The following is a 22,672-nucleotide window of genomic DNA, read 5'->3' as shown; positions in this document are numbered from 1 at the left end:
AAGTAATTCTCCTTATTTACCTTTTGACTTGGGACCGCCGCCCCTAAGCCCTGAAGCGCCGCCCCTCACCGAGGCAGAAGCGGTTTTAAGTCCGCCGGTTTTCGAAAAGGTGCTGTTCTGATACCGTGGTGACTGGTTCATGGTGCTGCCCCGGGTGCCGAAGGTGTATCCGGTTTGGCTCTGGCCGTAATAGGGTTTTTTGTATCTGTAGTCCGAGCGCCACCTGTTCCATGATCCATAGGAATAGTAATGGGGCGGGAAAAAGAACAGGTTGGAAAAAAAGGCATATTTCCCGTACCAGGACCAGAAATTGTTGCCGTTTTCATCCTTTTTCCATTCCCCGTATTTGGGATTGCCGACATAGGCCATGCCGGGGGGAGCGGCCTGGGGATCGGGCTCAAATTCACCATAGGGTTTGGACAAAATCGCCATGCCCAGGTTGTCCAAATTTTGTTCATAAAAAGAGGCACTCACCGCTTCCCAGCCGGTTTCCGAAGTTTCCCCGTTCTCTTCCTTAAGGTATTTATGAAAATGCTTTAATTGGGTGCTCTCAAGGTAGAAGGTAGCGGCATTGTGCCGGGAATCAGGCCAGCCTGCCGCCAAATCAAGGTTCAAGGCCTTGAAGGCGGATTCCAGCCCCGGGGTAACCCGTATATTCATCCCCTTGCCACCCGATTTCAACTCTGCAATGGATTCACCCTGGGACTGGTTTAACGCCTGAAAAACCGCAGGGGATACCTGTACGGTATAGGCGAAAATTCTGGGATTATAGAAATCTGACCTTTCATCCCAGGATTCACGATAGATATTGACAAAATAGTCCACTTTCATATCTTCAAGGATTTTGGTGTAACTTTGGTATAACTGATCCAGATCCTTTTCAAATTTTGGTGCCTCCCTGGAAAGCGTCACCTTTGCCCCTTCAATGGCATCGGCTGCCGTGACAAAAGCGCCATAGTCGGCAGGGCCTTCGGTATGGGCCTTATACTGGGTCTTTACAATATCCGTATTGACCTTTGTGTCATCCGCCATTTTGACAAACGGGGCGAACCGGGCCGTAATTTTGGCTTCTGACGCAGGAAATTGTTCCTTTGCCTTGGCCACGGGTCCCTGCTCCAGGTCTTGCACCTTTGACAGGATGGTGTCTGCCGATTCCAGGGCGGATCTCTCCATGGCCTGGGTCCGGTTCATGGCTGCCGTGATTCTGCTTACACGTTCCAAGGGCGCTTTGGCCTGATCTTTAGCGTCCCGGATTATCGAGTTGACCTGCTTGATCTGGGCTAAGGCCTGGACTTCACCTTCGGGCTTATCCTGTTTGATGGTGACGTTTAACCCCTTGTCATATAGATCCTGTGCCCGGGCCAGGGTGGCACCGGCATCGGCAAATGCCCTGCCCCATTTTTCCCTTGCTGCATACTCAGCCATGGCAGAGAAGTCCGGGGAGGTTGACAGGCCGGCATATTTTTTCTTCTGGGCTTCAATGAAATCCCGGGTAGATTCCAGATCCTGTTTTACCGCTTTGGCCTGGGTTTTGGTTGCATCGGAAAGTCCCTGGCCGCAACCGGTCAGAAAAACCAGGGCCAACAAAATAAAAACCACATTTGTGAATATTGGTTCCGTTTTAACCCGGGGGTGACGGCCTGTCATGTTTTGCCTCCCCCCTTGGAGATAAGAACCAACTCCAACGGGTTCACGGGTTTGGAAATATAAATCCGGTATTCCTCTTTGTCCCCGTCCTGCCACTCTTCAATGGTAATGAACAGGGACGATCGATTATTGACAAATTCATACATATAAACCTTTTCTTCTTTGCCGTTGCGACGGTATACGGCAGCCCAGTCGTCATCATAATCAAAGGTTTCACCGGCATAGACAATCGTGTCCTCATCCTCGACAATCTGGTCCAGATCATCTTCGTCAATGGGCTGGCCCTCTTCATCAGCCAGCCGTTTGAATTTGATCTGGTCCAGGGTGATACATACCGCCAGTTCATCATCAATTTCCCATTCAAAATGGCCCACCGCGCCGGTTTCCAGGCACAGGCATGTCAGTTCGGTGACAAAATAATCTTTCAACTTTGAATAATCCTCACTGGCCTCCTGGTATTTGTTGATCTCCTGGACAATATAGGTGCTGCCAAAACAGGTAAAAACGTCGCCAACACCTGCATCCATGATGGTCAGCCGTGCCTGCTCCTCCTTTGACAACATGTTGTCCGGGGCCAGGGTGCGGATAATGGAAAACCGCTGTTCAAAAGACTTTTGTTCGGAAACGGGTATCATGTCAGCCCTCCTGACGCCTTGACGTTAACGCATCTGTCCTGGCTCTGAAACGTTCGTTCATAACACTTAACGCATTGGAACTTTGGGAAGCAATGCTGATGGTCTCCCTTGAAATGGCAGTGTAGGCCTCAAATGCCTGCTCATAAGTATTACACGCCTCTTCCAGGGCTTCAATATTCACGGTCATGCTCTGGCTCATCTTTGCGCCCTTGACCGCAGCATCGCCAATGACCTTTGCCGTATCCGTCATGGTCTCGGCTGCTGCCTTCTGAACCATATCCAGGTGTTTCAAGGTATCCATCTGCTGCTCCGCCGCCACCCGAACGGCCAGGGCATTTTTCACGGCTGTGGCCAGGATCATGTCCGTGCGCTGGACCAGACGCTGAACCAAATGAGAATTTCTGACCATCATCTCTCCGCCGAACCGGGTCTGAAGATTGGAATTGTCAATGGTCTGCAGGTCCACAACAGCCATGGCCAGATCAGAGGCCAGGGTGGTCAGTGCCTCTTTGACCCGGGGATCGGTCACCGTCTCAAGGTGTGCCGTGAGCTTTTCCCAGATCAGCTGCCCCAGGTAAATCTGTTCCTGCAGGGCCGGCTGGATCTCTTTTAATGCATCACAAATCTGGGACAGTTCCGCCGCGTCAAAAGCCACCTGGTCCGCCTCATTGCGCAGGTGCTCCCGGATGCCGTCAATGGTGGAGTTCACGGTTTCCCTGCGTTCGGCAATAATGCGCAGGATCTCGTCGCCCTTGGGCAGACGGTTTACGGTGCGGGTGAAAAGCCCCATCACTTTTTTAGGCAAAGGCATTTGCGTTTTCGCCACCATGGTGGGGTTAACCTTGTCCAGTTCGGTTTTAATGGCCAGGATATTTCTTGCCACAGGGGAGCTCTCCTCAGCCGCCACATTTTTCAGCACCGAGCCCATTTTACGGTCGTATAGGGATACCTGGGTCTGAGTTTTTTCCATGACTTCCCGACCCAGGGAAAATACAAAATTGCCGAGCTGCCAGTTGGACGGGTCTGTTTTGACCTTCTCCACAAAGGCCTGGGCGTGATTTTCAATTGCCTTGATATCTTCAACAGCAAGGTGCCCGGGCTGGACCGGCACCAGCTGGTTGGCTGCCTGGACAGGGGTAAGCGCCCCCTGCCCGGATGCTTGTGTAACTTCCGCTAATACAGGTGCTTTGGCCTGACCGGCCACATTGGCTAGTTCCTGAGCCAAACTGGACATATGTTTTCTCCTTTATGAAAATTTACCTTCAAGAAAATGGGCCATGGTTTTAAATTCTGCAATTTCATTATTGTCCACAATCTGCCGGGATCTGGCGCATACCTCATGAAGGGTTTCAATGGTTTTTTCAAACGCCGACCTTTGGATCTGTCTGCTGTCCGGGGAAAGGTCGAGATACTCTTTAACGATTTTAAATAAATGGGTGGCCCCGATTTTTTTCAGCTCATAGGTCAGGGTCTCCCCCGGGTAACGGGTGATCATATCCGGGATAAGCGCTTTAAGATCGTCCACAATCGATTCTATTTTCAGAATCAGGTCCATGGAAAAATCACGGTCGGTCCGAATCAGAATATTCAGCTTGATCAGGGTATCAAGAATTTCCTTGAAATCAGCACCCGGATCTTTTTTGGCAGGCGGGGATTGATCCTTGGTAGACGATGAAACTTTTGGCACCTTTAGACGCCTCATAATGAGCTTGAATGCAAATAACGCAATAATAAATACGGCAGCTGTAATTATAACGGTCATGAACTATTCCCTTCCATTTTTTTAAGAAAGCCTTATTTAAAGGCAACTTTAATGCTTTTTAGACCGGGACGGTACTATTGTTATACATTAAATGGCGCGAAGTTCAAGTCAATCCGCCCTGTTGACCAGTGCCCACCTCCCAAATCACACCAAATCCAAATGCATTTGCCCTGGATAAAATGCTTGACAACACTAACGTTAGGCATATGCTGACCGTGCCATTCCTCACCATGCTGCCCATTCCGTTCATCCGGGTCGAAGAAACCACCATTGATTTTAATGCGAAAATAACCTCGGTTCAGGAGTCCTCATCCACCTCTTCCCATGGCCTTGATACCGAATTGAAAGCCAAGGCCGGATGGGGATCTGCTGCTGTGGTCGAGCATTACAAGGACAACCCCCTTCTATCGGGAATGAGCATTCCACGTGTCAGGCTGCCGGAAGTCTCCATTAATATACCCATGTTAATAGGCCCAGGATGAGGGGGAAGCAGATCAGATTGCCGATGCCGAAACCATTAAAAAGGCAGTGGGAGAAGAACTGAAAAACTCTCTATCCCGGCAGCGGGCTCGCATTGTTGCAGCCCAGAATGGGTTTCGGAAGGGGCCTCTCAACGGCGTAAAGCTGTCACGGACAAAAAGCGTTAATGTGACAGCCTCCCAAGCCCTGGGAGAGGTGGAAGCGAAACTTGTATCCCAGGTTCATATGATAGACCAAAAATTTGATGCCTGGCGGGATAAACTGGCCTAGTTTATTTCCGTTGCTTCAAATATTGTTCCCATCAGTCTACCGCCTTCAAGCCCCCGCCGCGACTGGCTGAAACAAACCTGGCAAAGCTGGGAAGCCATTGAGGAGACAAAATCCATGTACAGCTATCTGAATACGGTGATGTCTCCGGGTGACCGTCTCCACCTGCTTGACGAATTACTTGAGAACAACATGAATAGCAATTAAAATGCAGATCTCTTTATCTGAGCTTTGCCAATCCCTGGTGGATGAGTTTGCAATTGCGCTGACCATGCTCAAACGCAGCCATCCAACGGTGAAGGTAAATTCATTAAAACTGGCCCTTGGCCAGACCGGACAAGACATAGCCCAGGGCCCAATGCAGCCTCCGCGATTATCCTGCCTTACTTGACTTTCTCCCATGCAATCATTACTTCCTTTTGCCGGCTACAGGCGGTATAATGGCACCATCAAGAAACAAAATACTTGAAACAAGAGGGTAAAGCGCCTTTGGCGCACATTTTATATATCAACCCGGGAGGCAGGAACATGAATACAGCCCGATCAGGCATTAAAATTATTGTTTGCATTATGGTTGCAGCTATGCTGACCATGGCAGGATGCGCGTCATCCAGCTCCAATGTATATACCTATGAGCAGACCATGCAGGCCCAAACTGTGGATACAGGGACTGTGGAATCTGTAAAATCCGTCATCATCCAGGCCTCAAATCCTCCGGTTGCCGGTGGTGCCATCGGCGGTGTCACCGGCGGTGTGATCGGCAGCTCCGTCGGCCAGGGCCACGGACAGGGTGTGGCCACCATTGTCGGTGCCCTGGCAGGTGCGGCCATTGGCGCAGCCATTGAACATGAGGCCGGAACCAAAAACGGGTTGGAAATTGTTGTTAATCTTGACAGTTATAGAACCATTGTAGTGGTTCAGGAAGCTGATGCACCGATATTTCCCGGGGACAGGGTGCGGGTGTTGACTGCCCCGGATGGCACGACCCGGATATCTAAATAACAGGAGAATATGAAAAAAAACAGTGCAGTAAATGATAAACTAAGAAATGTTGCCATAATCGCCCATGTTGACCATGGGAAAACCACACTTGTGGATGCCATGTTCAAACAGAGCGGGATGTTCCGGGAAGGCCAGGAAGTGGATGACCGGCTCATGGACTCCATGGACCTGGAGCGGGAGCGGGGCATTACCATTGCCGCCAAAAACTGCTCTGTCACCTGCAACGGCATAAAGATTAATATTATTGACACCCCGGGCCATGCAGATTTCGGCGGTGAGGTAGAGCGGGCCCTTTCCATGGCGGATTCCGCCATTTTGCTGGTGGATGCATCTGAAGGGCCTTTGCCCCAGACCCGATTTGTGCTCAAAAAAACCTTTGAGGCAGGTCTTCCCGTACTTGTCATCATAAACAAGATCGACCGCAAGGATGCCCGGCCCGATGAGGTTCTGGACATGGTCTACGACCTGTTCATTGATCTTGGCGCGACGGATGAACAGCTGGAGTTCACCTACCTATATGCCATTGGCCGCGACGGGATTGTCAAGCGGGGACTGGAAGAAGAGGTGGATAACCTAAAGGTCCTTTTTGATATCATCATCAATGAGATGCCTGCGCCGTCGTATGATCCTGACGCCCCTTTCCAGATGCTGGTGTCAGACCTTGGCTATTCCGATTACCTGGGCCGCCTTGCCATTGGCAAGGTATTCAACGGATCTGCCGCCTCCAACGCGTCTCTGGTGTGCATGGATGAGAACGGCGGCCAGAAACAGCTTAAGGTGTCCAAACTCCAGTCCTATGAAGGCATAACACTGGTGCCGGTGGATCAGGCAGACACCGGAGACATCATCGTGCTGGCAGGCATTGAGGACGTGAAAATCGGCGATACCATATGCACCCGGGAAAATCCACTGGCCCTGCCCAGGATTACAGTGGACGAACCCACGGTGTTCATGCGGTTTACCATTAACACCTCCCCTTTTGCCGGCAAGGATGGCAAAAATGTCCAGTCCAGAAAAATCCGGGAGCGCCTGCTCAAGGAAACCCTGCTCAATGTGGCCATTGAGGTGGAGGAGAGTAGCGATGACGACAGCTTTATTGTCAAGGGACGCGGGGAGCTGCAGCTGGCCATCCTCATTGAGACCATGCGCCGTGAAAATTTTGAAGTGTGCGTAGGCCGCCCCAAGGTCATTTACCGGGAAGAGAACGGGAAGCTCCTGGAGCCCATTGAACATCTGTTTGTGGATTGCGATGAGAATTTCATGGGCGTGGTCACCGAAAAACTGTCCGTAAGAAAGGGCAAGATGACCAACCTGGTGAACAACGGCAAGGGCCGGGTCCGCCTGGAATTCTCTATCCCCTCCCGTTCACTGATCGGGTACCGGGACGAGTTCATGACCGACACCCGGGGCACGGGCATCCTGAACTCCTATCTGTCCGGGTATGAAGCCCATCGCGGGGATTTTCCCGTACGCTACACCGGCTCCCTGGTGTGCGACCGCCAGGGCAAAGCCGTACCCTATGCCCTGTTCAACCTGGAACCCCGGGGCCGTCTTTTCATCACTCCGGGCACCCCGGTTTACGAGGGCATGGTCATTGGTGAACACAACCGTCATTCGGATATTGACGTCAATGCCTGCAAAGAGAAGAAGCTGACCAATATGCGTGCATCCGGAAAAGACGAAGCCACCATCTGCTCCCCTATCAAGCCCATGACCCTTGAACAGGCCATCCATTTTATCAGGGACGATGAAATGGTTGAGGTCACCCCCTTATCCATCCGCATCCGCAAGGTGGAACTTAATGCTGCCAAACGCCATATCCTGGCCGGAAAGCTTAAGAAAAAAAATACGGAGTCCTGATTTATTTTGGGGGTGTGGCTTTAGACTTGCGCCATTCCACTTTGGACCACAACATGGGTGTGCAAAACCTGGTCCATCCCCATTTCAAAATATTGATCAACCAGAAGGAGACCCAAAGCGCCCAGGCCAGCATGGCAACCCGGTAGGACCACATGGGAATGGACACCATCCATGTCCGGGGCAGAACAGGCCCTGACACATCATGATACCAGCGCAGCAGGTTGGCACTGGCACCGTTGCCCCGGATGTTCATATCCGGATGCCCTAAAAGTCCGTTGGATATGCTCAAAACCAGACATGCACCCGATGCCAGGGTCAGTGCCACAATGCCCAGCTGGATCAGGTTGAACTTCATGCCGGTGAACCGATCGGCTTTGGACCGAAAATCGAGTGCAATCAGCCAGCCTGCCACAATGATCGCGGGTGCCGGATGGTTCATGGTGATGCCGATGAACAGCAAAAACCACTGCAACAGGGTCAACGGCGTCCGCCCGGTTTTTGAGAGGATAAAGGCAATGATCAGGATCACGATCAGTTCGGACCAGAAGAGTACGGCCGGACCCAAAGCCGGTTCCCCACCCAGAAACAGGGGCCACCGGCTGCTGCCGGGCGTGATATCCACACAGGCGTTGGCACTCTCCATCCCCAGGTTCACAACCGGTGTTTTATAGAAGGGGGTAATACCCCCGGCTGACACCCATTGGAGTACAATTTCCTGGTGTCCCGGGACAATGGGTAGGGTTACCTGGTTCTGATCCTGCCGGATGGGTCGTATCCTGCCTTCAATTTTCACCTCCTGCAGCCTGGCGTCTTTGGGCAGAGAAATGGTATGGCGCCCTCCCTGGCTGCTGTTGATGGTAAGATCCAGCTGAGCCGTGGCCGCTGCCCTGCCCGGCGAAAAGGTCAGCAGACTTTTTTCAATGGTCATGGTCTGTCCCTCAATGCCCTGGGGCCGGGTCACGGTCAGTGTCAGGGTCTCCCCGGGCCAGGGGTGCCAGGTGGGATACCAGCGGGTGCCGGTTTTATGAAAAATCACAGGGGTTCCCTGGTATTCCATATGAAAAACAGGGCTGATATCCACCTTCCATATTTCGGTCCAGTCACGGGTATTGGCATGTTTTAACTCTATTTTATCCGCAGGGGCCAGAAAAGATTCCCAGGTCAATGTTTTCTGTCCGGAACCAAAGTTGACCTTTGCGGTATTCCCCTCTACCCGGATGCCTTCGGTGGTGATGGATTCGCCGGGAAGCAACGGGATGTCAAGGACCATGCCGGAACTTGCTTCTCCTTGACGGATTACCTGGGTATTTACTTTCCAGACAAGTCCGAGCAGCAGGGTCCGTTCAATCCTGGCAAACGCAGGCAGAACACCTGTTTCAAGTACCTGCTGATCTTTACCGTCTGCCCGGGCATTTCGTTTAAACTGAAGCTGGGCATCAAAACTGCCGTCGGGATGACTGCCTTCCACTGTCCAGCCGTCCATGACAATATCCAGGTGCCGGGGTTTTAAAGGGAAAAAAAGCTGGAAACCGCTCTGCTGCCGTATGGCACCGTAAAGATCTATTTTGTGGCGACCCTTGGGGACCATCACCCAGAATTGCCCCTCTTTTTTGAAGATGCCCGCAGCGGTCAGGCCGTCCACGGTTACCTGTGACGGCAGCCACTGGCCGGCATCCCCGGGAAGGGGAATTGCCGTGTCAATGGCGGCATGAACCGCCACGCTGACCGTCATCACATCCTTTTTCAGGTCAATGGACGCCTGGGGCAAATTTGCACAGGAGTTGAAACATTGGTCCGTTTCGAGCAGCCGTTTTTCCAGTTCTTCCAGCATCTCCTTTGACGGGAATTGTGCTGCATGCGACAATACGGGCGTAAGACACAGAACAAGTGCGGACAACGCAGGAAGCATCTGTTTAATACCGGTTGCACCTGCCTTTTTAATGCCGCCTTTGCCGATACCGAGCATGCCCGCACCTAAAAGCACCACAAGGGCGACCCGCAAAAAGGCCAGGACCAGGTTGACTGTTGGCCCGATGAGAAAGAACCCTATGGACTGGTCTTTATTCACAGGACCGGACCAGGAAAAACCGATGGTTTCATACGCCGGCCACAAAGGCATGCCCGGGCCTGTCTGGGTTCGGGCTTTGGGGTCATACTGCATAACTTGCTGCATAACTTGAGCCGACTTTCCGGCCGGCTCAGGCGCACTGGCCGGGGCGATGCTCTCCATACGCATCAGCTTATTTCGATCCGCCCCCTGCCGTTCCGCTTTTGCCACGGACGGCTTCGGGCCTCCCTCTTCCATCATAATCACCTGATCCCGGGATTCTGACCGGATTACGGCATTTGATGTATCGGTCCATGTGCTGGCCAGTTCCGGGTATATGCCGATGCGAAGGGTCTGGATGGCAAAGGGAATCACAATGGCGGCAAAACAGATCAGCGCCGTACCCTGACAAAGCTTGACAAAGGCGCGCATCCTGCCCTCGGGCAGATGTTTGAGCAAAGCAAATCCCACCAAAAGCACCAGCCAGATATACTTGGGTGCCTGATCTTCATGGAAGATCAGCACCAGGGTGACAAAGGCAAGAATGGCTAAAGGTTTTGAGTAGACCCGGGACAGGGCAATGGTAAAAATCAGGAGCGCAAAAAAATCCAGCAGGGTCCATCTGCCCACCCAGGTGCCGGGGATGCGGTCTACGCTCCGGGCATTGATAAGGGTCCAGCCCGCAGGCAGGTTAAGCGTGCCGTTTACGTCATTGAAATCATGGTCCCAGCCCGTTGCCGGAACATCGGCAATCCCGTTTTCAAAGGTGGCATCGGCCACAATATTAATTTCGCCGTTTCTTAGCTCAATACCGGCCTTGTCGCTATCGTCTCTTTTGGTGATCAACTGCTCTTTACCATCCACAAGAACCTGGCCCGGATGGATGGCCGGATTCATTTCCAGGCGCCAGTTGGTGTTCTTTTTGCCCGTGATTTTATCCTGGATAAAATAGCCGGTACCATCAAAACGCAGCCACAGGGTTCGATTCAAGGAGAGCTGATCCGGTGCGGGCTCGGGATCTCCCCGCTTGATCTGCTTAAAGGCCAGTGTGGTGGCAGGCGCCATCAGGTACGCCGGAAAGGATTGCCATCGTGCCGGCATGGGCGTTTGTTTGGGGTCCACGGGGTCAGCCCCTGAAATCTGCACCTGTCTCAGGTCGGTCCTGGCACTGAAGGCCCAGATCTCGTGATCCGGCCAGAATGCCTGGTCCGGACGGATGAATCGGACGTTCTCCAAAGGCCCGGCATGGCGCAGATTAAGATCAATGTTATAGCGTCCGGGCCGAACCTGAATGGTGATCCGGCCGTCGGATTCCAGACGGGCAGGCAGCGGGCTTTTAAAGGATACCGGGATGAGCCTGTCACTTTGGTATACAGGCCCCAACACCATCTGCCGGGCCTGGCCCGACACTTCCAGGGTAAGCGCAACCGACATCCGGGCCGGAATGTCATCCTCGATGAGCCGGAAACATTCAACTTTTAACCGGTCTTCCACCCGTTGTTCACGGTTTCTCTGCTTTAGCCACAACCGGCCCTCATCGTCCAGATCCGGAAACGTTACGGGCTGATGATTAACGCTTAGACTCACCAGTCCGCTTGATGACGGGATATTCAGTCTTTCGGGCATGGTTCGCCAGTAAAATTGTCCGCTGATTGTATGACGGCCCGGGGAAAGTATCAGGCCCGGGGTGTTATCCTGGTCCAAAACCACAGCAGGCTTACCGTCGGCAAGAACCTGCACGGGCCAGTTTCTGTCGGAGCCCGGCAAATCCACCCGGGTCTGGGCATACACCTGCCATGACTGTTTGAATGCACCCCCGCTGTCTGTCAGATTCATGTTTAACTCTCCCGGCCAGGCGCAAAGGATCTGTCCGGCATTGTTGTACATGGGAATGCATGACAACTGCTGTTCTTTTCCCTGCAGCACCCATTCTTTCCAGGGGGCAAGGGCATCGGGAACGTAAACGGAAGATCTCGCATGTGCCTGGCCATATACTGCCGGAAAAATGGCGCAAGCCATAAGCAATATACAAATAACGCCGATATTTCGCTGAATGGTCATGACAATGTCCTTTTTGAAAAGAATCTGACAAATTTCAGATTTGAAAAAGGAATACGGTCCGGGTCGTATTCAATATCAACTGGGACACAGTCTAATAGGAATATGGACAAAAATCAATGCGGGGCTTTAGGAGAATTGACAGCCTGTCGAATGTAAATCATCACGGTGAGCACCTGAAACGGGCCAATGAGAATGCAAAAATCTTTCACTTATTGCAATACCAATACCATCCGAAACGATATTGAAAAAAAAAGCCCGGGTTCAGGAATTAGTGCCAGAGCAGTTATATGCAATATTGACAAACTTCGATAATTCGTTACTTTCTGATATGAACGATTGCAATATATAATTAGGAGATGAAATATGAATAGTTTGTTCAATCCTTTAACTATTGGTGCATTAGAGCTGCCAAATCGTATTGTCATGTCCCCGTTGACACGCAGTCGTGCAGGCTCGGAACGTACACCAAATGATTTAATGATAGAATATTATACCCAACGAAGTAGCGCCGGCTTAATTATAAGCGAGGCAACTGCAGTTACTCCAATGGGTGTGGGCTATGCTGATACACCTGGAATCTGGTCTGAGAAACAGGTAGAGGGCTGGAAGAAAATTACCAACGGAGTTCATAAAGCCAAGGGACGTATATTTTTACAATTGTGGCATGTGGGACGAATTTCTGACCCCATGTTCCTCGATGGTGAAATTCCTGTTGCCCCAAGCGCGGTTCGACCAAAAGGTCATGTCAGTTTGGTTCGTCCGGAAAAACCTTATGTTACGCCACGGGCCCTGCAAACAGATGAAATAGGCAGTATTATTGAAGCGTTCCGGATAGGAGCTGAAAATGCTAAAAAGGCTGGATTCGACGGTGTTGAGATACACGGAGCCAACGGTTATCTGCTCGATCAATTCTTGCAGGATAGTACCAACAAGAGAGCCGATGAATATGGGGGAAGTCTGGAAAACCGTGCCAGGTTTATGCTGGAAGTAACCGATGCCGTTATCTCGGTTTGGGGAGCTGATCGTGTCGGTATGCATTTAGCTCCCCGGGGAGATGTCCATGATATGGGAGATTCCAACCTGCTTGCTACGTTTACGTATGTTGCCGAACAGCTAAAAAAACGTAATATCGCTTTTATCTGTGCTCGAGAAGCTATGCGTGATGATTGGTTTGCACCAATATTAAAAAAATCGTTCGGCGGTGTTTACATCGCCAATGAAGGTTTCACAAAAGAAACTGCTGAAGATGTTATTGTAAAAGGAAAAGCAGATGCCGTTGCCTTTGGTCAGCTATTTATTGCCAATCCTGACTTGCCTTATCGATTTAAAACAGGTGAACCGCTTAATATCCCGGATACATCAACATTTTACGTCGGTGCAGATAAAGGTTATACAGATTACCCGTTCGCACATGTAAATCGATGATACCTGTTATGAGGAATTTGCAACAATGTCATTGTCTAAACCGTCTGCTCAGCAGCGCATATCGACTTTCGATGAGTTTGTGAGATTAGCTGATTATTCTTTAATGGATACCTTAAATGCCGATCCCGATGCCACTGGAGATGGTAACGACCACCGTGCCCGTCAGGTTTTTTCCGGTCACTTCGTACCGGTTACTCCCACGCCGCTTCCAGACCCGGAATATGTAACCCATAGCAGCACTTTTTTTAATGAACTTGGGTTGAGCGACGAGTTGGTAAATGATCCAAAATTTTGCCAGGTATTTTCTGGTGATATCTCAGCAGCGCACAAGCCTATGCGTAAAATTGGCTGGGCCGTTGGCTATGCCCTGTCAATTTACGGCACCGAATATACCCACCAATGTCCATTTGGAACCGGCAATGGTTATGGCGATGGTCGGGCGATATCAGTATTTGAAGGGGTATTCAAAGGACAGCGTTGGGAAATGCAACTAAAGGGTGGCGGTACAACGCCTTATTGCCGTGATGCCGACGGGCGTGCAGTTCTTCGTTCAAGTGTGCGTGAGTTTCTCGCGCAAGAGTATATGCACGCCCTGGGGGTTCCCACAACGAGATCTCTAACCCTATATGTATCTAAATCTGAGACCGTTGCCCGGCCCTGGTACTCCCAAGACTCTTATTCCACCGATCCTGATATTATGGTGGATAATCCTGTGGCGATTTCAACTCGCGTTGCACCATCTTTTTTGCGCGTTGGTCAGTTAGAGTTATTTGCCCGCCGGGTTCGCGGCAATACTCATCCAAGAGCCTTAGAAGAGTTGCGCATGATTGTGTCGCATTTAATTGACCGAGAATACCAAAACGATATTAATCAAGACCTTGTTTTTGCGGATCAAGTGGTTGAGTTGGCAAAGCTTTTTCGCCGGCGGCTTACGTCACTAGTGGCCAATTGGCAGCGTATTGGATACTGCCAGGGTAATTATAACAGTGACAACTGCGCCACAGGCGGCTTTACCCTCGACTATGGACCATTTGGATTCTGTGAAATTTTCGACCCTGGGTTTCAGCCATGGACTGGCGGCGGCGAACACTTTTCCTTCTTCAATCAGCCAACCGCAGCAGAAGCCAATTACCACATGTTTTGGACTGCAGTTAGACCGCTGCTTGCTAAAGATGCCGAAGCTTTGAAACAATTGGATCAAATACGTCATGGCTTTGCAGAGGCAATGCAAAAACAAATCCAGAAAATGTGGGCGGCCAAGCTTGGCTTGACAGACTATCACCCAAAGATAGTGCAGGGATTAATGCAGTTACTGACCAAATCAGAGGTGGATTACACCATTTTCTTCCGTGAATTATCCCATGTACCAGAGAATATTTCAGCCTTGAAAAAGAGCTTCTATAGAAAGAACTCACAACAACTCGATGAGCAATGGCAATCTTGGCTGAAAAACTGGCACGACCTCGTTATCAAAGGCGGCCATTTGGCTGAGATATCGGCAAAGATGAAACAGATTAACCCCAAATACGCGTGGCGAGAGTGGTTGATTGTCCCCGCCTATCAACAAGCCACGCGGGGTGACTACACATTAGTAAGAGAGTTGCAAGAAGTTCTTAGCTCTCCATATGATGAGCAATCTCAAAGGGTAGAAGATAAATATTATCGTCTAAAACCTGAGGCGTTTTTTAACGTTGGTGGCGTTTCGCACTATAGCTGTTCATCTTGATTCTAAAAATAGTTTTCACCTCAAACACCTCAGTTTGATCTGCCCAATTTAATACCTCAGGTCCTCAATAACAAAAGGGGCCAACAGCACTTCGATAAAGGCTTTGGAAATATATGAATTGCATCTAAAAAAGATAGAGAGTTTTGAAATTATTGTTCTCAATCGGTTCAGAGTTGCCTTGGCCGTTAAATAACTCATTCAAAATTTTAGTTCGTAATTGCCGAACCCTTTTGATGGAGACTTTCTCATTGAATTCTTCATGGCAATATATCGCCATCAGCAGATATGTTATAAGACCACCCAAAATTTGAACCATCAGACCATACTTACTTCTGGCAATCAGGTGATAAACTTTAAGGTGCTCCTTCCACCATTTAAAGAAGGATTCTACACTCCACCTGAGTTTATAAATCGTTGCTATTTGTTCTGCAGTAAGCTTACGACGATCAGTAGCAACATAATATTTTGTCCCGGAAATCTGATAACCAACAACACGGACAGGTTCCCGGGTTTGATTTTGCCCCGGAGTTCCAAGAAGCACTAATGCATCATAAAAAATATAACCGCCTTTTTCCGTTGGATATTGTTCAATGATTGTCCTTGTCGTTTTGGCCTTGATCCGACAAACAAAATGTTTGTTTTTGCCCTGAAGCAAATCAAAAATGTCATGGGATTGGTAACCCCGGTCCATAACGCCGGTTTGTCCTTCAGTAAGAATTTGATCAATGAAAAGGCGTTCAGCTCCGTTCCCGTCTGTCAGGTATACTTGAGTAGGGATGCCATGGTTAATGTCAAAACCACAATGCACTTTGGCTTTTTTGGCTCCTTCCCGATAGTCTGCCCAAAACATTGACAGCACAGCAGTGATGAGGCTGCCATCAATTGATACGAGATCACCTAATTCTTCATATGCATCAGGAAGCACCGCTGAAGCCTGTTTGTAGAGGTTTTCAAAAACATATTGTAATTGTTCAAGCCCCCGGTGGTTGATGGCCTCTGAAAAACTACTACGACTAATTCCCTCATCTGGTGCTACGTTTTGCCTGGCAAATTCATTTTCCTGCATATCCTGGACTAAATGACGTGCAGATTTATGCTCTTGAAGATGAAAATAGACCAAAGCTTTTAGCTGATCCTCAAAGGTCATTTTTTAACGCTTTTGTCAACAAAAAAAATGATGTTTTTATAAAAAAATGCTATCGGAGTTACCTTGCAAAAACCTAACCGGACATCACTGACCTGGATTAAAACGCTGGTCGCCTTTTCCGGTGAGGTGGAAGACGACAGAACATGTATGAAATATACGGAAACTGGAATGAATAATGGGCGAAGAGGCTGATCCAAATACAATGTATGCCATCAAGGCTGAGTTGGATGCGTCCGGGATTTATACCCGGGAAGAGCTTGATGCATTTGTATCGGTCTATTTCAAGCAGAAAAAAAGACAGAGCCATGCTGACCATAAGGCATTGACTGCTGCCATTGATCCAGCAGTGGAACGTTTTTCAATCCTGAAAGATAAGGACGAAGGACAGGCTGAACTCATCAGGGGAAAAATGGCCGCTTTCAGAAATTTATATGCCTTTCTTTCGCAGGTTATTCCGTATCAGGACTCTGAACTTAAAAAAATATATACCTTCCTGCGCTATCTTCTCCCTAAATTACCAAAACGGGAATCCGGCCCTCGCTACAGTTTTGATGATGACATTCGACTGGAATATTACCGGATTCAGAAAATCAGCGAAGCTTCAATCAATTTGTGTGAAGGAGATGCAAAAAGCCTTGATGGACCGATAGAAGTGGGTAGTGGGAAGCTGCATAAAGAAGAGCTTTTGCTCTCTCAATTAATTGATGTGGTGAACAAACGATTTGGAACTGATTTTACTGAGGCTGATCAGCTTTTCTTTGATCAGCTTTTCTTTGATCAGATTATTGAGGCGGCTGTAGAGGAAGAATCGTTGAAAGAAGCTGCTGCTGTTAATCCACAGGAGAAGTTTTCCCTTCTTTTTTCAGGAATGCTGCAAGCATTGTTCATTGAACGGATGGAACAGAATGAGAATATTTTCGGGAAATTTATGAATAAAAAAGAGTTCCAGAATGTCGTGAGCGAATGGATTTCTGAAAAGGTCTATAATCGTTTGAGGGGAGAGTTATCTGAAAGGAATACTGGCAAGTGACTGAATAAGGACATAAGGGACAATGGGGTCGGATCAGGCACATTTTTACAAATAAACAATTGATCCCATAAAAGACTTAACAACCGGCTTGAAGTCTGTGGTTGTTAAGTCCATAGCTAAAGGGTAAAGAGTGTAATGTGGATCCCTATTCCCTGCTTTGATAAGGTCCGGGTTCTTCCCGTGCTACAGCTCCCCTGCAGCCTTAAAAGACTGAATCATCTCGGATATCTTGTCTACATGGGCGGTTTCTTCAGCTATGATCTCGTGAAGTCCATCCTTAACGGATTCTGATTCCACAAAGGCCTCAAGAAATTGATAAAACAGAATCGTGTCATTTTCAAACATGATGAATGTTTCAAGCATCTTCACAGGTGTAGTGATTTTTGAAAAATCCAGCTCACTCAAAGAGAGGCTGTTGTCCCCCATCATCTCTTTAATCACCCCGGGAAGCATGACATCCAGGTCCCTGCTGCCTGCAGAAAGACGGCCTTTCTGTTCTTGAAACCAGGATTTGTGTCGTTTTTCTTCATCGGCCATCCACTGAACAAGACTTTCAATCTCCCTGTTGTGGGTCTGCTTGAGGGCGTTCAGATAGACAGATCGGCCGTTTTCTTCCATTTTTATGGCAATATCGAACAAATCATTGAGGGTAAACATAATATCTCTCCCATTCTTCATGCGTTGACCATATAATAGCGGGTAATGACTCAATCGTCTTGTTTGAATTCAAAATATAAAAAAAACTGCAGGGCAGTGCAACCTCGCTATAGAGCAATGTTTGGAACATAGTTGTCCGTGCCTGTCCCGGAAAAAGGAGAAGATAGACCATGAGCAAGTACATGCAATTGACGGTTCATGTGCGCCCGTTTTACACAAAAGGATTCAAGGCCGCATACCCCCAGCTGGCCAGTGCCCTCATCCATGCCAAAACCATCAAAGAATACGAGGATCCGTCCCTTTACGACCTTGTGGGAAAGCTGGATAAACTGCTTTACGCCTTGGATGGAAATCCAAGAGTAAAGGACATCTTGCTCAAACAAATGAGCCCACTAAAGGCATTGTATTGCCAGATTGAAGGGGGCATCGCGGCCCGGGAGCTTTCCGAGGTGGACAAAGCATTGTATCAAATCGAAGATATTTTTGAAGAGATTGAATATGATCTGGCTGGCCTTTGAGCCTGAACTCTCCTGTGCTGCCACATTTTGCGGGCAAAATGTAAAAAGCCGCCATGATACATATGGCGGCTTTTTATATTGCAAATTTTAAAAGAATTTACATGGCGTCAAAAGCCTCATCCGGGATATCGGCGTTGGTATAAAAATTCTGGACATCATCGTTGTCGTCCAGGGCTTCCATAAATCTGACCATCTGCTCTGCTTCTTTGCCTGATACCGCTGTGGTGTTCTGGGGAACCATGGAGATTTCAGCCACCTCGCAGGGAATCTGTGCACCGTCAATGGCATCCTTGACCGCATCAAAATCTTCGGGTGCGGTGAGTACGTCAAAGGTCTCTCCTTCGTCCTTGATATCTTCAGCCCCGGCTTCAAGGGCTACTTCCATGAGGGTCTCTTCGTCTGCATGTTCTTTGGAAATGGTAATCACGCCCTTTTTATCAAACATCCAGGCCACGCAACCGTCCGTACCCACATTGCCGCCGGCTTTGTTAAAAATATACCTGACATCGGCAATGGTCCGGTTTTTGTTGTCCGTGAGGCATTCCACCATCACCGCCACGCCGCCGGGCCCGTATCCTTCATAGATGATCTCCTCGTAATTGACGCCGTCCATGTCGCCGGTACCCTTTTTAATGGCCCGGTCCACATTGTCCTTGGGCATGTTCTGGGTTTTGGCCGAGTCAATGGCACGGCGCAGCCGGGGATTGGCCCCGGGGTCACCCCCGCCCATGCGGGCAGCCACCGTAATTTCCTTAATCAGCTTGGTAAAGACCTTTGCCCGCTTTTTGTCGGCCGCACCTTTCTTATGTTTGATGGTCGACCATTTGCTATGTCCTGACATGGATGTTGCCTCCTTATTTTATCTTTGCTTTTGCTATGATATAAATTTCTTTGCTTTGTTTTCTACAGCTTTCGGGCTTAAATACCCGGCACTCCTTAAACGCGGCCTTCACTTCTTGCTCAAACGTTTTGAAGTCATTTCCCTGGAAGATTTTGCACACAAAATTACCCTGAAAAGCCAAATTTTTCAAGGCCGTGTCAAGGGCCATGCGGCACAGTTCAAGAGACCGGATGGCATCCACATCTTTTCTGCCTGTGGTGGCCGGGGCCATGTCGCTGATTACGGCGTTAAATTTACCTGTATGGGGCTCAATAAAGGCCGGGTGCTCAGGGCTAAGGATGTCATCCTGGATGGTTAACGCATTGGCCGGCAGATTTGTTTCAACCGCTTTTAAATCAATTCCGAACACACGGCCCTGATCCCCCACAAGTTTTGCCGCATAAAGTGTCCAGGACCCTGGTGAGCAGCCAAGATCAAGAACAATGTCCCCTTTTTTGATAATCTGAAATTTGTTCTGAATATCTTCAAGCTTAAACACGGATCGGGCAGGATATCCCATGGATTTGGCCTTTTGTGTGAGATGATCCGCCCACTGGCCGCTCGTGCCGCCTTTTCCTGCCGGCTTTTTTTTACCCTTCAAACAAAACCTCCACGGCATCCCTTAAAAAACTGACACTTTCAATGGCCATGCCTTTGATTTTTGATAATTGTTTCATGGTGGCCGTGGGCACAAGGCATCTTGTAAATCCCATTTTGGCGGCTTCTTTGATCCTGGCCTGGGCATGACTGACCGCCCGTATCTCGCCGGTAAGGCCGATCTCACCGATCAGGGTTGTCTCCTTGTGCACGGGACGATCCAGAAAGCTTGAGGCAAGCGCGGCCGCAATGGCAAGATCAGCCGAGGGCTCGGTGATGCGGACCCCCCCCGTAACATTCATGAAAATATCCAGGCCGGCCAGATTCATTCCCAGGCGTTTTTCCATCACCGCCACAATCAGGGCTACACGGTTGCTGTCCAGCCCTAGAACCGTACGCCGGGGTGTACCCAGCCCGGACGTAGAGACCAGGCCCTGAATTTCCACCAGAATCGGGCGGGACCCTTCCATACTGGCCGTAACCACCGATCCCGGGGCCACCAAAGCCCGTTCAGACAAAAACACGGCCGATGGATTAGGCACCTGGGTCAGTCCCTGATCCCGCATTTCAAACACCCCGATCTCATTGGTGGACCCAAAACGGTTTTTTACGGCCCGGAGAATTCGAAAAATATGGTTTTTATCCCCTTCAAAATAGAGCACTGTGTCCACCATGTGCTCCATGATTCTTGGGCCTGCAATGGCGCCGCCCTTGGTGACGTGTCCCACAAGAAAAATGGGAAGGCCCACTGTTTTGGACAGGCGCATGAACTGCATGGATGCTTCCCTGATCTGGGTTATGCTGCCCGGTGTGGATGTCACCTGGGGGTGGAATACGGTTTGAATCGAATCCACAACCATGGCGTCATAGTCATCTTTTTCCGCCATGGCAAGAATCGCCTCAAGATCGGTTTCAGATACCACAAACAAAGAACGGCCCAAAGATCCCAGACGTTTTCCCCGCATGGAAAGTTGGCCTATGGATTCTTCGCCGGATACATACAGGCATTTTTTCCCGGCCTTTGCCAGGGTGGACAACACCTGGAGCATGAGCGTGGATTTACCGATCCCGGGGTCTCCGCCGATAAGTACCAGGGAGCCGCTTACAATACCGCCGCCCAGGACCCGGTCAAATTCATTGATGCCGGTACACATACGCAGGGACATGGAGGGTTCCACGGATTCAATAGGTACGGGTCTGGCTGCAATGGCCGGCCGGCCAGCACCTGCCACACCTGGGATCCGGACCACCAGGGTCTCTTCAACAAGGCTGTCCCAATCGCCACAGTCCGGGCACTGGCCCATCCATTTAGGTGTCTGTGTACCGCAGGTTTTACAGCGGAATATGGTTTTATCTTTCTTTTTTGTCACGTCCTAATTTTGTCCAACTGATTGAAAATCGGGTGAATATATCATGATATCGTATCCCTATCAAGCATGTATCCTTGGTAATCGGCAATTCTGAATTTGGGTTTTATTGGGCTGCTGTTCACTCCACCTAGCACGATACGGTTCAAATCAACGGCTCAAGAATCTAAATACAACCGCACCGGCAAGCGACACAGATGCGCTCATTAAAAAGAGACGGGCGCCATATGCCTCGTACAAATAGCCGTTCAGCAGAAAACCGGCCATCATGCCGAGGCCGTACGAGACGGCATTGTTGGCAGCCTGCCCCAGGGTACGCGTCTGTCCGGTTGAAAGCCGATCCATATACAGGATGGAGGCCACATGAAATGTCCCGTAGGTAAATGCATGCAGCACCTGAGCGATCATGATTTCAGTCACTGTGACCGCACGCCATAAAAGGCACCACCTGGCTGAAGCAGCCAAACAAGAAAAGAAGATCACATTTTCAAGGGTGATATATTTTAAAATCCTGCCGGAGTTGATCATAATAACGATCTCGGCGATGGAGGCCACAGCCCAGGTCGACCCTATAAAAAAAGGGCCATAACCCAACTCCTCCAGATAGATGGAATAAAATCCATAATAGGTCCCATGGCTGAAAATCATCAGAAACGAGCAGGTGAGAAAAGTCAGGGTCCGGGCATTGAGGAGTTCTCTGACTCCGGCGTGAAATTGTTCCTCCCTTGCTTTCGCCTTGGGCATGGGAATCGAGAAGATCGCCTGAAGCGTGTAACCGGCCAGAATGAGAGGAACAATAGTATTGATGCTGAAAAGATCGGAAACCTTGCCCAGACTGAACACAACAAGGATAAAACTCACCGATCCCCAGGCGCGAATCCGGCCATATCTGTTCTTGTCACCACTCCCACTACCCAGTTCATCCATTGCAAAGGCTTCTATAAATGCAATGAGCGGGGCAAAGAAAATAGTATGAAAAATGGTCACAATGAGCATGCCCGAAAAATTATTGATATAGAGAAAGAAGACCCAGATTGCGGCACTGAGGAAATTGAATAGAACATAAATCGGTTTTCGCCAGGCATACCGGTCGGCAACAATACTCCACACTATTGAAAAGACAATGGTAATGGCGGTCCTCAGGGCAGACAGGGAACCGATTTCAAAACTGGTGAAACCCAGATGATGGCAATAGAGGTTAAAATAAGGCAGAAAAATCCCCATTACCCCGAAATAGATAAAATACTGGATTTTCAGTATGCGCTCTGAAGATCCGTTTAAACTCTCCCCGGGTTTCATTGCATCAGCCTTTTTGTTTCTTTCATGTTACGCCTTGATCAGCAACTCGGTGATCCTGATTATCACATGATTCTCCGGTGATCCAGCACTTCATTAAAAAAAAAATTGAATTTATTATAAGAACGTAGAGGCAAAAACGTTATTTGTTGAGGTGTTTATCGCTTACAAAGCGAATTCAAAGGCTGCCTGAAAAAATCCCTTTCACATTCCATGGCATATCGGTAAGTGGCCTCAACCAGAGGATCTGCAGGATCGGCATATTTAT

19 protein-coding genes and 1 pseudogene are annotated in these 22,672 nt (G+C 49.4%); 9 read left to right on the top strand and 11 right to left on the bottom strand.

What is annotated here, in order from left to right; genetic code table 11:
- Positions 1-12: 12 nt before the first annotated feature.
- The 4 genes from DESPODRAFT_RS03455 to DESPODRAFT_RS03440 are packed head-to-tail and all read right to left on the bottom strand — an operon-like array spanning position 13 to position 4,044.
- Positions 13-1,647 (bottom strand): hypothetical protein, encoded by a 1,635-nt coding sequence (locus DESPODRAFT_RS03455; protein ID WP_004071356.1) that lies wholly within the window; start codon positions 1,645-1,647, stop codon positions 13-15.
- Entirely contained in the window at positions 1,644-2,282 is a 639-nt protein-coding gene (locus tag DESPODRAFT_RS03450) for a DUF4178 domain-containing protein (protein ID WP_004071355.1), read from the bottom strand. Before DESPODRAFT_RS03450 ends, DESPODRAFT_RS03455 begins: the two co-directional genes overlap by 4 nt.
- A 1-nt stretch (position 2,283) precedes the next feature.
- The gene (locus DESPODRAFT_RS03445; RefSeq protein ID WP_004071354.1) at positions 2,284-3,516 is read right to left on the bottom strand and encodes a toxic anion resistance protein; all 1,233 of its coding nucleotides are present in this window, start codon (positions 3,514-3,516) and stop codon (positions 2,284-2,286) included.
- A gap of 12 nt (positions 3,517-3,528) precedes the next feature.
- Entirely contained in the window at positions 3,529-4,044 is a 516-nt protein-coding gene (locus DESPODRAFT_RS03440; RefSeq protein ID WP_004071353.1) for a hypothetical protein, read from the bottom strand.
- Between the two features lie 179 nt (positions 4,045-4,223).
- Between DESPODRAFT_RS03440 and DESPODRAFT_RS03435 the strand changes: the two genes are divergently transcribed.
- From DESPODRAFT_RS03435 to typA, 5 genes are all read left to right on the top strand, one after another.
- On the top strand, positions 4,224-4,526 hold the full coding sequence (locus DESPODRAFT_RS03435; RefSeq protein WP_004071352.1) for a DUF2589 domain-containing protein: 303 nt from the start codon (positions 4,224-4,226) through the stop codon (positions 4,524-4,526).
- Between the two features lie 46 nt (positions 4,527-4,572).
- On the top strand, positions 4,573-4,794 hold the full coding sequence (locus DESPODRAFT_RS03430) for a hypothetical protein (RefSeq protein WP_040015822.1): 222 nt from the start codon (positions 4,573-4,575) through the stop codon (positions 4,792-4,794).
- 205 nt (positions 4,795-4,999) lie between these two features.
- Positions 5,000-5,182, top strand: a complete 183-nt coding sequence (locus DESPODRAFT_RS03425; protein WP_040015821.1) for a hypothetical protein — start codon at positions 5,000-5,002, stop codon at positions 5,180-5,182.
- A 137-nt stretch (positions 5,183-5,319) separates the two neighbouring features.
- Positions 5,320-5,793, top strand: a complete 474-nt coding sequence (locus DESPODRAFT_RS03420; protein WP_004071347.1) for an outer membrane lipoprotein — start codon at positions 5,320-5,322, stop codon at positions 5,791-5,793.
- A gap of 9 nt (positions 5,794-5,802) precedes the next feature.
- Positions 5,803-7,653, top strand: coding sequence for a translational GTPase TypA (gene typA, locus DESPODRAFT_RS03415; RefSeq protein ID WP_004071345.1), 1,851 nt, complete (start codon positions 5,803-5,805; stop codon positions 7,651-7,653).
- Position 7,654: 1 nt separating this feature from the next.
- On the opposite strand, the gene DESPODRAFT_RS03410 is transcribed toward typA, so the two are convergent.
- Positions 7,655-11,761: a hypothetical protein gene (locus DESPODRAFT_RS03410; protein WP_004071342.1), complete on the bottom strand. Its 4,107-nt coding sequence runs from the start codon at positions 11,759-11,761 to the stop codon at positions 7,655-7,657.
- A gap of 363 nt (positions 11,762-12,124) precedes the next feature.
- Here DESPODRAFT_RS03410 and DESPODRAFT_RS03405 point away from each other — a divergent pair, with 363 nt between their 5' ends.
- Together DESPODRAFT_RS03405 and DESPODRAFT_RS03400 are read left to right on the top strand one after the other, a co-directional pair.
- Positions 12,125-13,186 (top strand): alkene reductase, encoded by a 1,062-nt coding sequence (locus DESPODRAFT_RS03405; RefSeq protein ID WP_004071340.1) that lies wholly within the window; start codon positions 12,125-12,127, stop codon positions 13,184-13,186.
- A 25-nt stretch (positions 13,187-13,211) separates the two neighbouring features.
- Complete coding sequence (locus DESPODRAFT_RS03400) at positions 13,212-14,912, top strand: protein adenylyltransferase SelO (RefSeq protein WP_004071338.1); 1,701 nt, start codon at positions 13,212-13,214, stop codon at positions 14,910-14,912.
- Positions 14,913-15,036: 124 nt separating this feature from the next.
- Here DESPODRAFT_RS03400 and DESPODRAFT_RS03395 read toward each other — a convergent pair.
- A pseudogene (locus DESPODRAFT_RS03395) lies at positions 15,037-16,062 on the bottom strand (IS4 family transposase); the annotation flags it as partial.
- 172 nt (positions 16,063-16,234) lie between these two features.
- Here DESPODRAFT_RS03395 and DESPODRAFT_RS03385 point away from each other — a divergent pair.
- On the top strand, positions 16,235-17,089 hold the full coding sequence (locus tag DESPODRAFT_RS03385; RefSeq protein WP_004071333.1) for a hypothetical protein: 855 nt from the start codon (positions 16,235-16,237) through the stop codon (positions 17,087-17,089).
- 183 nt (positions 17,090-17,272) lie between these two features.
- Here the strand turns inward: DESPODRAFT_RS03385 and DESPODRAFT_RS03380 are convergent, their stop codons facing one another.
- Positions 17,273-17,746, bottom strand: coding sequence for a ferritin family protein (locus DESPODRAFT_RS03380; RefSeq protein WP_004071331.1), 474 nt, complete (start codon positions 17,744-17,746; stop codon positions 17,273-17,275).
- A 170-nt stretch (positions 17,747-17,916) separates the two neighbouring features.
- Between DESPODRAFT_RS03380 and DESPODRAFT_RS03375 the strand changes: the two genes are divergently transcribed.
- Positions 17,917-18,264: a hypothetical protein gene (locus tag DESPODRAFT_RS03375; RefSeq protein ID WP_004071329.1), complete on the top strand. Its 348-nt coding sequence runs from the start codon at positions 17,917-17,919 to the stop codon at positions 18,262-18,264.
- A gap of 97 nt (positions 18,265-18,361) precedes the next feature.
- On the opposite strand, the gene DESPODRAFT_RS03370 is transcribed toward DESPODRAFT_RS03375, so the two are convergent.
- From DESPODRAFT_RS03370 to DESPODRAFT_RS03355, 4 genes are all read right to left on the bottom strand, one after another.
- Positions 18,362-19,105 (bottom strand): YebC/PmpR family DNA-binding transcriptional regulator, encoded by a 744-nt coding sequence (locus DESPODRAFT_RS03370; protein WP_004071324.1) that lies wholly within the window; start codon positions 19,103-19,105, stop codon positions 18,362-18,364.
- A gap of 13 nt (positions 19,106-19,118) precedes the next feature.
- The gene (locus DESPODRAFT_RS03365; protein WP_004071322.1) at positions 19,119-19,745 is read right to left on the bottom strand and encodes an RlmE family RNA methyltransferase; all 627 of its coding nucleotides are present in this window, start codon (positions 19,743-19,745) and stop codon (positions 19,119-19,121) included.
- The gene (gene radA, locus DESPODRAFT_RS03360; RefSeq protein WP_004071321.1) at positions 19,735-21,111 is read right to left on the bottom strand and encodes a DNA repair protein RadA; all 1,377 of its coding nucleotides are present in this window, start codon (positions 21,109-21,111) and stop codon (positions 19,735-19,737) included. The genes DESPODRAFT_RS03365 and radA overlap by 11 nt, the downstream gene beginning before the upstream one ends.
- Before the next feature lie 147 nt (positions 21,112-21,258).
- Complete coding sequence (locus tag DESPODRAFT_RS03355; RefSeq protein WP_004071319.1) at positions 21,259-22,407, bottom strand: MFS transporter; 1,149 nt, start codon at positions 22,405-22,407, stop codon at positions 21,259-21,261.
- Between the last annotated feature and the right edge of the window lie 265 nt (positions 22,408-22,672).

The organism is Desulfobacter postgatei 2ac9 (genome assembly GCF_000233695.2).
GTDB classification, from domain to species: Bacteria; Desulfobacterota; Desulfobacteria; order Desulfobacterales; family Desulfobacteraceae; genus Desulfobacter; species Desulfobacter postgatei.
This window is presented reverse-complemented; position numbering and strand designations above follow the sequence as displayed.